Annotated in this window: 10 protein-coding genes; 1 reads left to right on the forward strand and 9 read right to left on the reverse strand. The window is 69.1% G+C overall.

What is annotated here, in order from left to right:
• Positions 1-78: 78 nt before the first annotated feature.
• The 6 genes from ABZS29_RS00095 to ABZS29_RS00120 all read right to left on the reverse strand — a co-directional run bounded on the left by ABZS29_RS00095 (position 79) and on the right by ABZS29_RS00120 (position 10,146).
• The gene (locus tag ABZS29_RS00095; protein WP_355457019.1) at positions 79-2,040 is read right to left on the reverse strand and encodes a hypothetical protein; all 1,962 of its coding nucleotides are present in this window, start codon (positions 2,038-2,040) and stop codon (positions 79-81) included.
• Entirely contained in the window at positions 2,037-3,005 is a 969-nt protein-coding gene (locus ABZS29_RS00100; protein WP_355457021.1) for a glycosyltransferase family 2 protein, read from the reverse strand. The genes ABZS29_RS00095 and ABZS29_RS00100 overlap by 4 nt, the downstream gene beginning before the upstream one ends.
• A 29-nt stretch (positions 3,006-3,034) precedes the next feature.
• Positions 3,035-4,582 carry a gamma-glutamyltransferase gene (locus ABZS29_RS00105; RefSeq protein ID WP_355457022.1) on the reverse strand — a complete coding sequence of 516 codons (1,548 nt, stop codon included), beginning with the start codon at positions 4,580-4,582 and terminating at the stop codon, positions 3,035-3,037.
• Positions 4,583-4,774: 192 nt separating this feature from the next.
• Positions 4,775-7,345 carry a phenylalanine--tRNA ligase subunit beta gene (gene pheT, locus ABZS29_RS00110; protein WP_355457024.1) on the reverse strand — a complete coding sequence of 857 codons (2,571 nt, stop codon included), beginning with the start codon at positions 7,343-7,345 and terminating at the stop codon, positions 4,775-4,777.
• Positions 7,345-8,454 carry a phenylalanine--tRNA ligase subunit alpha gene (pheS, locus tag ABZS29_RS00115; protein WP_355457026.1) on the reverse strand — a complete coding sequence of 370 codons (1,110 nt, stop codon included), beginning with the start codon at positions 8,452-8,454 and terminating at the stop codon, positions 7,345-7,347. The genes pheT and pheS overlap by 1 nt, the downstream gene beginning before the upstream one ends.
• Before the next feature lie 159 nt (positions 8,455-8,613).
• Complete coding sequence (locus tag ABZS29_RS00120; RefSeq protein ID WP_355457028.1) at positions 8,614-10,146, reverse strand: MFS transporter; 1,533 nt, start codon at positions 10,144-10,146, stop codon at positions 8,614-8,616.
• A 41-nt stretch (positions 10,147-10,187) separates the two neighbouring features.
• Between ABZS29_RS00120 and ABZS29_RS00125 the strand changes: the two genes are divergently transcribed.
• A complete protein-coding gene (locus tag ABZS29_RS00125) occupies positions 10,188-10,895 on the forward strand; it encodes a TetR/AcrR family transcriptional regulator C-terminal domain-containing protein (RefSeq protein WP_355457030.1) in 708 nt (235 codons plus the stop codon).
• On the opposite strand, the gene ABZS29_RS00130 is transcribed toward ABZS29_RS00125, so the two are convergent.
• The 3 genes from ABZS29_RS00130 to ABZS29_RS00140 form a co-directional block, all read right to left on the reverse strand.
• The gene (locus tag ABZS29_RS00130; RefSeq protein ID WP_355457032.1) at positions 10,885-11,595 is read right to left on the reverse strand and encodes a hypothetical protein; all 711 of its coding nucleotides are present in this window, start codon (positions 11,593-11,595) and stop codon (positions 10,885-10,887) included. The two genes, ABZS29_RS00125 and ABZS29_RS00130, sit on opposite strands and share 11 nt — an antisense overlap.
• A 156-nt stretch (positions 11,596-11,751) precedes the next feature.
• Positions 11,752-13,743, reverse strand: a complete 1,992-nt coding sequence (locus ABZS29_RS00135) for a hypothetical protein (protein WP_355457034.1) — start codon at positions 13,741-13,743, stop codon at positions 11,752-11,754.
• Complete coding sequence (locus tag ABZS29_RS00140; protein WP_355457036.1) at positions 13,733-14,296, reverse strand: hypothetical protein; 564 nt, start codon at positions 14,294-14,296, stop codon at positions 13,733-13,735. The genes ABZS29_RS00135 and ABZS29_RS00140 overlap by 11 nt, the downstream gene beginning before the upstream one ends.
• Between the last annotated feature and the right edge of the window lie 23 nt (positions 14,297-14,319).

Genomic DNA, 14,319 nt, shown 5'->3' on the forward strand with positions numbered 1-14,319 from the left:
CTCCGCATGCATCGGCACCGGGGCGGGCGGGCCTGCGTAGGACCTAACGGCCTGCGCGGACCCTATGTTACGGGCTCACTACTGTCCGAGGTCGTAGATTTTGACCTTGCCGTTGCTGTGTCGCAACGGCGCCAGTTCGGCGAGTTTCTCCGACACGGTTCCGGCGCGGGCGTCGGCGTAGAGCCAGCGGACGCCGTACTGGTTGTGGAGGCGATTCAGCAGGGCGGGTGTCGGGTTGGCGAAGGCCTCGGTGACGAGTGCGACGCGGTCGGGCCAAGGCGACGGCTGCTCGGTATAGCGTCGGCCGCCGACGCCTTGCTCGGCCATCGCTTCGTTGGTGTACGCCCAACCCTCGATGACCGTACGGCGTCCCGCGAGACCACTGACGATGTAGCCACGGGCATCGCAGCCGGGCGTCTTCGCATCCACCGGGCGGCACCACGTGTTGGTGGCGACCACATCCGTCGGCGCACTGTTCTGCGCCAGCCAGGCTGCGCTGGCCTGTTCGTCTGGGTAGACCCACTGCGGTGCGGAGCGGAAGACCGGACCTGCCTCGGTGTCACCCGCGATCGCGTTCTGCACAAAGCTCTTCACCGGCGGGACTGCGAGCAGCAGCACTACGACGATCACCAGCCACCTGCGCGCCGTGGCCGCCACCCAACCCGCCGCCGCGAGGCTGAACGGCGTGGCGGTGTAAAGGAAGTACGACTCGCTCACCCCTGGGTGGTCGATGAACAGGTAGCCGAGCCAGCCGACCACCATCGCGCCGATCAGGAACCAGGCCACCGGATCACGCCGTACGACGAGGAAGCCGGCCAGCGACGCGGCCTGCAGGAGCAGCACGCTCAGAACCATCAGTGCGGTGCCGAGGACAGCGCCATGGACCAGCGACGGTACGACGAGTCCGCCAATGCCAGCGGGCGTGCTGTCGCCGGTGAGACTCGTGTAGCCGGGGCTGGTCTTCAGAACCGCCAGGAACTGGATCTGCGACCCACTGGTGCTGCCTGCAACGGTGAACAGAGTCAGTGCGCCGACAGCGACCAGTAGTGCGCCAGCAACGACAGTGCGCACGCGCCACTGGTACAGAGCGGCCAGGCCGACCGCACCGACCAGCACTGGCAGCACTGTGGGCTTCGATCCACCACCGACGATCGCCACCGCAACGATGAGCACCCACAACGCGCGGGGACCGTCGCGGAACAGCAGCTCGATCAAGAAGATGCCGACCGCAACACAGGCGATCAGTCCGAAGGTCTGCGACGGACTGAGGAAGCTCACCGGCGGATTGAGGTTGATGCTGGTGTCCACAAGCAGGTACAGCTGCGGCGCAGTCAAGGCGGCAGCCGTGAGCACTCCGGTCCTCCACGTCCGGCTGACCGTCCGGGCGAGCGTGGCGCACACCAGCAGCGCGACCACGAGCCATGGCAGCAGCCACAACCGAAACAGCACCACGATCGGACTCAGTCGAGTGATGTCGACAGCCGCCGCCATGTCGGCGTTCGCGAACCAGTGGTACTCGAGCCGCTCCCCCACGACCTGTGGCAGCTCCGGCGGCACAGCGCGCGTCAGCTCGTTCACCATCGAGAGGTGGTACAGCAGATCCTGGTAGTACGACGTACCGTCCGGGGGCATGACGTGGTACGCCATGACGCCGCGGATGGTGGCTGCGAGCATCAGAGCCGAGGCAATCGCCAGCCCCCACGTCCACTGCAGTGGCAGCGGTTCGGGCTGAGCAATGCGCCAATATGAGCGCAGCCGCGGCAGGGCGAACGCAGCAAGTGTCAGCAGGGGCCAGACGGCCAGCCAACTCTGCCAGCCAGCGGCGGTGAACAGCGCCCAGCCGACCAGCATCCAGGCTGCCCCGACGATGGCACCCAGGCCAAGGTCCTCAGCCCAGTTGCCCAGACTGCGCCAGACAGCCCGCAGCAGGAGGGTTCCTGGCAAGGCGATCGCCAGTGTGAAGTACGCGCCGTACCGGACAGCGTCCAGTGTGTGGAAGCCGACGAGCAGTGGGAGGAGCCAGGGCAGCGCCCGCCTCACCGAGTAGCTACCGGTTCCGTACGTTTCTGGTCTTCGAGGCTGTCGTAGCCGACGAGGAACTGCGGCCGGCGCTGACTCGACTGGAACAACCGCGCCACGTACTCACCGAGCAGCCCGAGGCACAGCAGCTGGATCGCACCGATCACACTGACGGCCAGCACGGTCGACGTCCAGCCCGGAACGCCACGACCGGTCAGCTTGATCACCAGCGCGCCGACCACGAACAGCGCCGACATCAGGCCACCGAGCAGCCCGAGCCAAGTCGCCAGCCGCAGCGGCGCCGCCGAGAACGCGGTCACGCTGTCGAACGCCAGCCGGGTCATCTTGGTCAGGTTGTACTTCGTGGACCCGGCCGCACGCTCGGCGCGGATGTAGGTCACCTCTGCACTCGGGAAGCCGAGCCACGGAATCACCAGGCGGAACACCCGGCCATCCTCGGGCAGCGCGTTCACCGCGTCCACCACCCGCCGCGACACCATCCGGAAATCGCCCGCGTCGAACGGGATCTGCTTGCCGACCAGACGGCACATCAACCGGTAGTACATCCGCGCGGTGGTCCGCTTCGGCCACGAATCACTCGAGCGGTCCGAGCGAACGCCGTACACGACGTCGAGATCGCGCTCGCGCATCACGTGCAGGAACTCCGCGATCGTCTCCGGCGGGTCCTGCAGGTCGGCGTCGATCGTGACGACGTACTGACCGCGGGCGCTGCGGAAGCCGGCCGACTGCGCGGCCTGGTGACCGCTGTTGCGCAGCAACCGGACGACCCGGAGCTGCGGCCAGTCCTTGGCCGCCTCCAGCAGCAGAGCGGCCGTGCGGTCCCGGCTGCCGTCGTCGACGACGAGCAGCTCGTACGGCAGGCCGATGCTGTCGAGCAGCGGGTGCATGCGCTCGAAGAACATCGGCAGCACGGCTTCCTCGTCGTACATCGGCACCACGACGGAGAGCTCGGGGTCGATGTCCACGACTGTCTAACGAGCGTGATCGAGCTGCGTTAGTCCGGCGGGGAGATCGCCACAGCGCCCGTGCGGCGGGGATCGCCGACCGCGATCAAGCCTTCCGCCGGATCCCAGAACGCGGCTGCGACACCACCGAAGTACATCGAGTGCGGCGGCATCGGCCGGGTCGGGAGGTTCGTCGTACCGGCCAGGGGCAGGTCGTCTTCGTAGTCGACGACGACATCGTCGCGGACCCGGACGTGCAGCCGCGGGTGCTCGACCGCCTCGGCTAGCGGCAGACCGCCGTGGGTGTAGAGCGCGTAGACCTGCGCGAGCGCGGTCGGGATCCGGTCCGAACCGGGCGAGCTGATCGCGAGCACCGCACCATCGCTATCGCGGCGAGCCACGCTGGGTGCCATGTTCGAGGTGAGGCGGGTACCGGGCGCCAGGCTGTGGGGGCCGCCGTGCAGCAGCTCCTGCTCGCCGAGTGCATTGTTCAGCCAGATGCCGGTGCCAGGAGTCAGTACGCCGGAGCCGTAGCCGGACGAGACCGTGATCGCGCACGCGTCGCCCTCGTCGTCCACTACCGACACCGTCGCTGTGCTCGGCGAGGTGAGGGCGCGCAGATCGCCGGCCGAGGCGAGCTCGAGCAGGCGCTGACCTTCGAGCTGCCGAACGTCTTCCTCGTCCAGCTCTGCGAGCCGCCGCCCGAGAACCGCATGCTGTACGTCGACCAGCCGCTCGAGCTCGGTGGGGTTCCAGCTGCCGTCGGCCGGGACGCCGTCGAGCAGCGCGAGCATCGCGGCGACTGCCACTCCCCCGACCGCCGGGGGCGGGTTGGTAGCGAGACGCCAGCCGTTCTGCCGGACCATCAGCGCCGGGCGAACGATCGCCTCGTAGGCGGCGAGGTCGGCGGCGTTGAGGATGCCTTCGTTCTCGGCCATGTCGCGGATCAGCAGTTGGGCGAGCTCACCGGTGTAGAGCGTCTCGGCGCCGTCACGGGCGATCAGCTGCAGCGCCTCGGCGAGCTCCGGGATGATCACGGTGGTGCCGGCCTTGATGACCGTGCCGTCCTCGTCGTGCACGACCCGGTGGCTCGGTTGGTGCCAGCCGAAGATGATCTCGTGGGTGAACCCGAGGTAGTAGCCAGAGGTCCGGCTGAGCGGGAAGCCGTCGCGGGCCACCTCGATTGCGGGTTGCACGACCTCGTGCCAAGGCGCTTTGCCGGACCGGCGGTGTGCCAGGTCGAGCGCCTTCAAACCGCCCGGCGTCGCGACCGAGCCGTGTCCGACGGTGGTCGTCGTACCGCCGCCGTAGTCGGTGGTGACGTCCCAGACGCCCCGACCGAACGACTCCGGCGGCAGACCGCGGCCGGGCATCTCCACCCAGCCGTCAATCGTGACCGCCTCGGCCCCCGCCACCTGCAACGTGACGAACCCGCCCGAGGCCGGCGAGACCACGCCGATCTCGTTCACCATCGTCACGAGCGTCGCCGCGATCGCCGCATCCACCGCGTTGCCACCCTCAGCAGCAACCCGTACGCCGGCCTCCGCCGCCGCCGCGTTAGGCGCAGCAACCGCCACCCGCGGGTGTGCGCCGCTCACAGCGCCGCCTCCCAGACCGGACCTGCGCCACTCACCAAGTGCTGCCGGTGGTCGTTTCCGGCCTCCGACTGAGCGTGCCGACGCAGGTGTTGGAAGGGTTGGTGAGTGGGGGCGGTCCGCTCCGCGTGCCTACCGCGACCCGTGGGTGAGTTGCGGGTGCCGCCGCTCACCCCCGTGTGCGTGTTCATGGCGTCAGCCGACTCGCTGGACGGCGCCGAAGCGTTCCACCGCCACCTGGACCGCGGCTTGGCGGGCCTCGGCGACCTCGGTGTCCTTCAGGGTTCGATCGGCGGCACGGAACCGGAGTGCGAACGCGAGCGACTTCTTGCCCTCGCCGATCTGCTCACCGGTGTACAGGTCGAACAGCCGCACGGACTCCAGCAGCTCGCCCGCACCTTCCGCCAGGGCTTCTTCGACGTCGGCCGCGGCCACGTCAGCCGCGACGATCAGCGCCACGTCCTCCTTGGCCACCGGATACGACGAGAACGGCACCGCGGTCACCGAATCCGGACCAGCCGCGATCAGCGCGTCCAGGTCGAGCTCGACCGCACTCGACCGGGCCGGGAGACCGAACGCCTGGCAGACCTTCGGGTGCAGCTCGCCGGCGTGCCCGACGACCTTGCCGTCGACCGAGAACTCCGCGCAGCGACCCGGGTGCCAGGGCGCGAGCTCGGCGTTCTTCACGAGCAGCTCGACGCCGACCGCCGAGGCGATCAAGCGAGCGATCTGAACCGCGTCGGCCCAACCGGCCGGACGGCCCTTGCCCCACCAACCGGTCGGGGTCAGAGCACCGGTCAGCACGACACCGACGTGCAGCGGCTGCTCGGGCAGAGCGTCGTACAGAGACTGGATGTCGGCGTCGCTCGGCCGGCCCTCGACCGGCAGCAGCGGCGCGGCCTTCGTCTCCGCCTTGGGCTTGAAGACCAGGCCGGTCTGGAAGATCGCGAGGTCGGTCTGGCCGCGGCCGGTGTTGCGCTCGGCCGTCCGGAGCAGGGTCGCCAGCAGCGTCGTCTGCATCGACGGCTCTTCGTCCGACAGCGGGTTGAGGAGCTTGACCGTCTGACGCCGTACGTCGTCCGCCGGCAGGCCCATCGCGTCGAAGTCCGCGGTACCGGTGAACGGGTACGAGACGACCTCGGTCAGTCCGGCGCCGACCAGCGCGGTCGCGACCCGGCGGCGGCGCCGCTGCGAGATCGTCAACCCCTGACCACCCGGCGCCGGCGGCAGCACCGACGGCACGTTGTCATACCCGAACAGCCGGATGACTTCCTCAGCGAAGTCGTTAGGGTCACGCAGGTCCGGACGCCACGACGGCGGCGTCACGCTCCACAACGCGTTCCCTTCGATCACCTCGCAGCCCTCACCGGGCGGGTGGTGATCGAGCGACGACGCGTGCACTCCGACCGCCAGTGGGGCGGGCGCAGCGCCGCTCGCGGCCGGATCGACCTTGCAGCCGACCGCCTCCAGGTGGCGAATCGTCTCCTCGACCGAGATCGGCGCCCCCGACACACGCGCCGGGTGATCGCCGCGGATGACGACCGGAGCGGGCAGCGGGTGGGTGTCGACGACGGTCTCGTCGGGGAGGATCGTGCCGCCGGCGAGCTCGGCGAGCAGCTCGGCGACCCGCTGGGCGGCGTACCGCGGCAGGTTCGGGTCGACCTCGCGCTCGAACCGGCGCGACGCCTCCGACGACAGCTTGTGCCGGCGCGAGGCGCGCGCGATCACGATCGGGTCGAAGTGCGCGGCCTCGATCACCACGTCGGTGGTGGTCTCGGAGATCTCGGTGGAGGCACCGCCCATCACGCCGGCGATACCGATCGGGCCGGAGTCGTCGGTGATGAGCAGGTCCTCGGCGTCGAGCTCGCGGGTCTGGTCGTCGAGCGTCACCAGCTTCTCGCCGGAGGTCGCCCGGCGAACCACGATCTCGCCGCTCAGCCGGTTCTTGTCGTAGCCGTGGATCGGCTGGCCGAGCTCGAGCATCACGTAGTTGGTCACGTCGACACCGATCGAGATCGGCCGCATGCCCGCCGCGAGCAGCCGCTTCTGCAGCCAGCGCGGCGACAGCGCCTTCGCGTCGATGCCGGTCACCGTGCGCGTCACGAACGCCGTACAGGCTTCCATGTCGTCGACCCGCACCGGATAACCACCCGAGCCGGATCCGGTCAGCGTCAACTCGGCCGGGTCCTTGAGCGCAACCCCGTACGCCGTGGCCGCCTCGCGGGCGACACCACGGATCGACAGGCAGTAGCCGCGGTCCGGAGTGACGGCGATGTCGAGGACGTCGTCGGTCAGCGACAGCAGCTCGATCGCGTCGTCACCCGGCGTCCCTTCACCCGGCTCCAGGACGACGATGCCGTCCGAACCGTCGTCGCCCAGACCGAGCTCGGTGCTGGAGCAGATCATCCCGTTGGAGACGTGCCCGTAGGTCTTGCGCGCGGAGATCGCGAATCCGCCCGGCAGGACCGCGCCCGGGAGCACGACCACGACCAGGTCGCCGACCTCGAAGTTGTGCGCACCGCAGACGACCCACTGCGGCTCGTCCTTGCCGATGTCGAGCGAGCACCACCGGATGGTCTTGCCGTTCTTCTGCGGCTCGTTCTCGTAGGTCAGGACCTTGCCGACGACCAGCGGGCCGGTCAGCTCGGACTCCTCGACGGTCTCCACCTCGAGACCCGCGCGGACCAGCTTCTCCCCGAGGTCGCGACCGGTCACCCCGGCCGGGAGCTCGACGTACTCACGAAGCCACGACAGTGGGACCCGCATCAGATCTCCATCCCGAACTGGCGGCTGAACCGCACATCACCCTCGACCATGTCCCGCATGTCCTCGACGCCGTTGCGGAACATCAGCGTCCGCTCCAGGCCCATCCCGAAGGCGAAACCGGAGTACCGGTCGGTGTCGATGCCGCAGGCCTGCAGGACGCGCGGGTTGACCACACCGCAGCCACCCCACTCGATCCAGCCCTCGCTGCCACAGGTGCGGCAGGGACGGTCCGGGTTGCCGACGGACTCGCCGCGGCAGACGAAGCACTTCAGGTCGACCTCGGCCGACGGCTCGGTGAACGGGAAGAAGTTCGGCCGCAGCCGCGCCTCCAGGCCCTCGCCGAACATCGACACGACGAAGTGATCGAGCGTGCCCTTAAGGTGCGCGAGCGTGATGCCCTCGTCCACCACCAGGCCCTCGACCTGGTAGAAGACCGGCGTGTGGGTCGCGTCCAGCTCGTCGGTACGGAACACCCGGCCGGGGCAGATCACGTAGATCGGCGGCTTGCGGGTCAGCATCGACCGCGCCTGCACCGGCGAGGTGTGCGTGCGCAGCACCTTCCCGGAGCCGGCCGGCTCGACGAAGAAGGTGTCCTGCATCTGCCGCGCGGGGTGGTCGGGCTGGAAGTTCAGCGCGTCGAAGTTCAGCCACTCGGCCTCGATCTCCGGACCCTCGGCGACATCCCAACCAAGCGCGGTGAAGACGTCGGCGACCTGCTCGGAGATCAGCGACAGCGGGTGCCGCGCGCCGAGCTGCGGCGTGTGCCACGGCAGCGTCACGTCGACTCGCTCGGTGGCGAGCATCCGCTCCTCGTGCTCGGCCTCCAGCACCGCCAGCCGCGCCGCGAACGCCTCGGTGATCGCCTTGCGCGCGGAACCGATCCGCTGCCCGGCCTCCTTGCGCCCCTGCGGCGGCAACGCCCCGATCTCCCGGTTCGCCAGCGCGATCGGCGACTTCTCGCCCAGATGCGCCGCCTTGGCCTCCTGCAGGGCAGCCAGATCGGCCGCCTCGGTAAACGCCTTCAGCGCCTCGTCACGGCTCCGCTCCAGCGCTTCGGCATGCAACGGCGTCACTTCGACCGGGTCGTACTGCGTGTTGGGACCGGACATGGCTCGCTCTCGGTTCGGAACTTCTGCGACTTGCAGTCTAAGAAGATCCGCCCCCAGACCGTGAATCGGCCGTCCACACTTAGCCCATTTGACTGGCTAGGCACGCGCCTTGGGGGTTCTGCACCCTGGTTATGAGTGCAGAACCCCCAATCTGGCTGCCTAGCCAGCGAAATTGGTCTCGGCGGGGTCGGGGGTCGGGGCGTCGGGGGTTGTGGGTGGGCGGCGGGGGAGGACGGCTAGGGCTACCAGGGCGCCGGCGAGGGCGCCTACCAGGCCTACTGTCATGGCGATGGTCATGGCGTCGGTGAAGGAGTCGCGGGCGGCCGCGGCGAACTCGGGGCCGAGGGCGAGGGTGGCGGCGATCGACTCGCGTGCTGCCTCGGGTACGGCGTCCGGGAGGTTGGCGGAGTAGGCGCCGGCCAGGACACTGCCCAGTACGGCGACCGACAGCGCGCCGCCGGTCTGCTGCACGGTGTCGTTCATGGCGGAGCCGACACCGCGGTGTTCGGCGGGGACGGCCTGCATCAACAACGTGTACGCCGCCGGGCCGGCCAGGCCACCGCCGATCCCCATCACCATCAGGCCCGCGATCAGCAGCCCGTAGCCCGTCGTACCGGAGACCTGGGACAGGATCGCGAACGCGCCCCCGATCACAGCCAGACCGATCGCGATCAGGGTCCGGTCGGCGAGTTTCTTGCCCAATGTGGCGCCGAGAACGTTGAAGACGGTCGCAGCGACGGCGTACGGAATCAGGGCCAGACCGGCCTTGAGCGGGGTGTAGCCCAGCACGAACTGCAGGTACTGCGTCAGCGCGAGCATCAGACCGCCTGCGGTGAAGGACAGCAGCACGATCGAGAAGCTGGTCCCGCTGAACCGGCGGTCCTTGAACAGCTCGAGCGGCACCATCGGATGCGCACTGCGCTTCTCCCAGAACGCGAACGCCGTCAGCGCGACCGCGCCGAGCGCCAGCCCGCCCAGGACCTCGGTCGAGCCGAAACCCTTGGTGGGGATCTCGATGATCGCCCAGACGATCGACGCCATCCCGATCACCGTCAGTACGGCGCCGAGCGGGTCGACGTTGCGGGCCGGGCCGCGGGACTCCGGGATCAGGACGATCGCGCCGATGATCGCGACCACGGCGATCGGCACGTTCAGCAGGAAGATCGAGCCCCACCAGAAGTGGTTCAGCAGGACGCCGCCGACGGTCGGACCGGCGATCACGCCGACCATCGCGACCATCGACCAGCCGGCCATCGCCTTGCGCTGTTCTTCCGGCGGGAACACCGTGAACAGCAGCGACAGCGTGCTCGGCATCAGCAGCGAGCCGCCCACTCCCATCAGCCCGCGGCACGCGATCAGCTGCCAGGGATTCGCGGCCACAGTCGCCAGCAGCGACGCGGCGCCGAACAGCACGAGACCGATCAGCAGCATCTTGCGGCGACCGAACCGGTCGGACAGGCTGCCCGCGGTCAGCAGCAGGCCGGCGAAGGCCAGGATGTAGGCGTCGATCACCCACTGGATGTCGGCGGGAGTGGCGCCCAGGTCGCGCATCAGCGACGGGATGGCCAGGTTCAGCACGGTGTTGTCGACGACGAGCACCAGCAGGCTCAGACACAGGATCAGCAGGATCCACCAGCGGCGCGGATGGCCGGTGGTCTCGGACACGGGAGACTCGAACGGTGTACTAGTCACTCGCACACTGTACGACACAACTCGCACAGTGTTCCAGTACGATGGTCTGCGTGAAGGAATCGATCTGGACCCGGCAGCAGAAGGCGGCCCCGGCGCGCGAGACGCTCACCCGTGAGCAGATCGTGCGAACGGCGCTGGAGGCCCTCGACGCCGAAGGACTGGCCGGCCTCAGCATCCGCAAGCTCGCCGCGAAGCTTGGTTCCGGCGCCACCAGCCTCTACTGGCACGTCCCGACCAAGGACGACCTGATCGATCTGCTCATCGACGAGGTCTGGGGTGAGATCGACATCCCCGGTCCCGAGCTGGCTGGCTGGCGCAGTGGCCTGCTGCTGTTCGCGCACAGCATGCGGTCGGTGATCCTGCGGCACCCGTGGCTACCCGAGGTCATGTACACGCGTCCGAGTCAGGGCCCGAACGCGATGACGATGGGTACCCGCGGTCTGGCCCTGATCGACGCCGCCGGCATCACCGGCCGGAACGCCGACTTCGCCCTCGGCACCGTGATGTCGTTCGTCCTGGGCAACACCGGCGCCGAGGTCGCCACCCGCGAACTGGCCCGCCGCGGCGGCCAGTCCCTCGACGAGCTCGTCGCCGAGGTCCGCGACCGCACCGAGACGATCGCGGACCCCATCATGCGCGAATCCGCCCGCCGCCGGACCACCGGCGACATCGACGGGATGTTCTACGACTCCTTCAATTACGGCCTGGAGATCGTCCTCGAAGGCATCGCCGCCCGCGTCAAAGCGTGAGACCGAACCAGGGTTGTTTGGCCAGCTCCGTGTGCAGGACCTCGCGGTCGCCGGCCTCCGCGACGCGCTCGGTCAGTTGCTGCGCGCGCTCGAGCTCGGCGCGTGCCTGCGGCAGTGCCCCGGTGGCGGCCAGGGCTCGAGCCAGGGCTTCCCGGGCGAAGGGTTCATCCCAGTCGGACATGTGCTCGGGGTGCGTCTGGATCAGTTGCAGACAACGACGAGCGTGCTGCAACGCCAGCTCGCCCCGGCCGATCCGAACCGCGACCCGCGCGATCAGGTGCTCACCGCGGGCATGGTTCGCCTCGTTGCCTGCTTCGAGCCAATGCAGGCAGGCGGCATAGGCGCCGTACAGGAGGCGTTCCTGATCGAGCACCGGACTGGTCTCGTCGATCTGATCGAGCAGGTCCCAGGTCTCGTTGTTGAGCTCCACGCCGAAGTACCGGTGCAGCTCACGCCCCTCCACCAGCTCGGTGGCCACCTTTTCCATCAGCTCACCCCAGCTGGCCACCCCGTACTCACGGGCCACGGTCAGCTGCGCGTCCCGCAGCGTGAAACTTGCGGGATCCCCGTACGCCGGGTGGTGCGTCCGGGCTCGCTCGATCGCATCCGGACGGCCCTTGAGCACGGCCTTCCGCAACTCTTTCGCGCGTGTGCGCAACTGGCTGAGACTCGCCTTGGCGGGTAGCGGCATGGTCGACATGACGTTCCTTCCAGGACAACCCGCTCCGCTGACTCAGGCCGTCCCGAAGGGTTCACCGGCCATCGCAGATTTCGCCGTACATCCAGGTGCACTCAGTGCTTGCCGCGGAGAAGAGGCGCCCTGGCGCGCGCTGCCGCCAGCATACCTACAGCTGAGTCAGCCCCGCCCGCCGCCGCGGCCGCGAGTCGTGTCCACCGCAGTACGGCGAAGGTGGTCCGGACGCTCACCCTGTACGCCGGTCACTCCCGCCTGCACGGGCGTTTTCGGCGTACTGGTGGCAGCGGACTCGACCATCCGGGACTGCGGAGTGTTCCAGGCCTGCGGGGTCCCGGGGTTGTGGATGATCCAGTCGCTGTCCTTGAAGTGTGAGGACAGCTCACGCCCCAGGACGGTGGCGTCGAACGGGCCGGACGACTCGAAGACGCCGAGTGACAGCGGACGGCCGAGCTTGTCCTCCCAGCGCTTGGACCACTCCGACAGGTTGGGCAGCGAGCTGGCGACGGCCTGCTTGTCGAGATAGCCGTGACCGCCCATGAAGTCGCCCGGGTAGCGGTCGTTGTGGTGTTCGCGCCAGTTCGACCGGGCGGCGCGGACGGCGGCCGTGCTGTTGATGTCCAGGTCGAAGTCGCTCGGCTCCGGCTCCAGACCGAGGCGGTACATCGAGTCGTACGGACGGCGCAGCGGGCGGTTCTGGTCGTCTCCGAACCAGTCCCGCAGCTTCTGCAGCGCCTCCGGGTTGCCCGCCAGCTCGGCCTCGGTCGGGAACGTCTTGTGCGGTCCTGAGTAGAACTGGGCACCGGTGCCCTTCAGCCGGATGTCGGCCAGCGAGGGGTCGACGCCGTCCCGCTCGAGCGCCTCCAGCATCTCGCTGCCGAACTCACGGTAGAGCTCGGGGGTCAGGCCCATCGGTGCCTCACCCGTCAGCATCCACCGAAGCTGCTGCGGGCTGATCTGCAGGAACTCGATGTCACGCCGCGCGATCTCGTAGCCGGAGTCGTCCCGCATCCACCAGGTCGGCGCCTCTTCGGCGCCGTCGAGGATGCGCGCGATGCGCTGGTCGAGTGCATCAGGTCCGTTCTCCTGCAGGGTGAGCGGCGACGGCTGCCACGTCTGGCCGGCGGCCGCAGCCGCCGCCTTGCTCAGGTCGACGGCACCTCCCAACGCCGGGCCACCGAGCCGGATGCCGGCAGCGGCCGACTGCTCGCGCTCACCGACGCCCAGGTGCGAGACCACGCCGTCCACAGTGGCCCGATGGTCGCCCGGAAGCGTCACCCACTCCTTCTGGCCGAGATAGCCCATCCCGGTCGTCGGCACCGAGAAGACATCCTGCGCGGAGTGCCGCGCGGCCAGGATCACGCCATGACCGCGACGCTCCTCGAGCCAGTCGGCGACCACCTGCCGGTCCGCCGACCAGCTGGCCAGCGGTCGCTGCGGTGCTTCGATCACCGTGCCGATGTTGTCCTCGTGCACCCAGTCCGGCCGCTCCGCGCCTTCTTCCCAGCTGAGTGCCCGGTACGAGATCACCTCGGTGATACCGCGCGCCTCGAGCGTCTCCTGAGTCATCGCGTACTGCGTCCGCAGGAAGTCCCGCAGCGCGTCGCGGTTGTAGTCGAGCTCGAGGTCGACGGCGAACCGGGTCTTCGGGTCCATCCGCCAGTCCATGACGCCCTGCAACCCGAACTCGTCGCGGGTGACCTCCTGCAGCGCCAGCACGCGCACGTTGTTGTTGGACCCGTAGGACCAGGCGCCCATCAGCTCACTCGTCGCGATCATCCGGACCACCTGGTCCGCACGCTCGGAGTCCATCCGGACCGCGTGCTCCGCCCGCTCGCGGTACTGCGCGGACCGCAGTTCGTCGACGTGCAGTACGTCGGCGCCCATCGACGGGTAGCGCTCGTTGTGCGGGAGCAGCACGTACCGGTTGTCGCCCAGCCGTGCGGCCATGTCGTTGCCGACGGTCAGTCCCATCGAGGCGAGCACGAGCTCGGGTGTCGACGAGCGCATCCGCGCGGCCAACGTCTCGATGGCGATGGTCTTCGCCTGCGGCGTCGTGGTGACTCTGCCGTCGTCGTACAGCAACGCCTCACCGACGCGCTGCCGCTCCTGCCGTTCCGCCGACCCGACCGGCGGCAGTGGCTCAGTGGCCATTCAAGTAGTCCTGTGCCTCCTGCTGCAGGCCGGCCGGCGCGGCATGCCAGGCGGGCGTCGCCATCAGCTCGCGCAGCTTGACCTGCTTGACCTCGCGCGGCGCGTCCCGCAGTACGCCGAGGTGCGACCACACCTGGTCGAGCTCACCCGGCAGCTCCCAGTGCGCGGCGAAGGCGGAGTCCGGTGCACCAGGGTCGGCCGACGGGACCAGCACCTCGTCCGCGGTGGCGGCCGGCTCGATCTCGACGAGCGTCAGGCCGAGCTGCTCGATGGCGTCGCGGAACGCGGTCCGCAGCGACGCGACAGAGGCGGCCGATGGCTGCGCACCGGTGTGGAACAGCGTGAGCACCCAGCCGGACGTGCCGGTACTCGCCAGGTCGAGCACGACCGGCGTACCGTCCGGGTCGGTGAGGCTCTGGTGGGCGAGGGACTGCGCGGCGCCCGGTCCCTCAGTGCGCGGTCCGTCGGTCAGGCCGAACCGCTCGCGCAGCCAGGTGAGCTGTTCAGCTGACAGGTCGCCGTAAGACAGTGCACGCAGCGCAGGCCAAAGCATCCGGAACATCCTTTCGTCGGAAC

The sequence above is a fragment of the Kribbella sp. NPDC005582 genome (assembly GCF_040605415.1).
In the GTDB taxonomy this organism is placed as follows: domain Bacteria; phylum Actinomycetota; class Actinomycetes; order Propionibacteriales; family Kribbellaceae; genus Kribbella.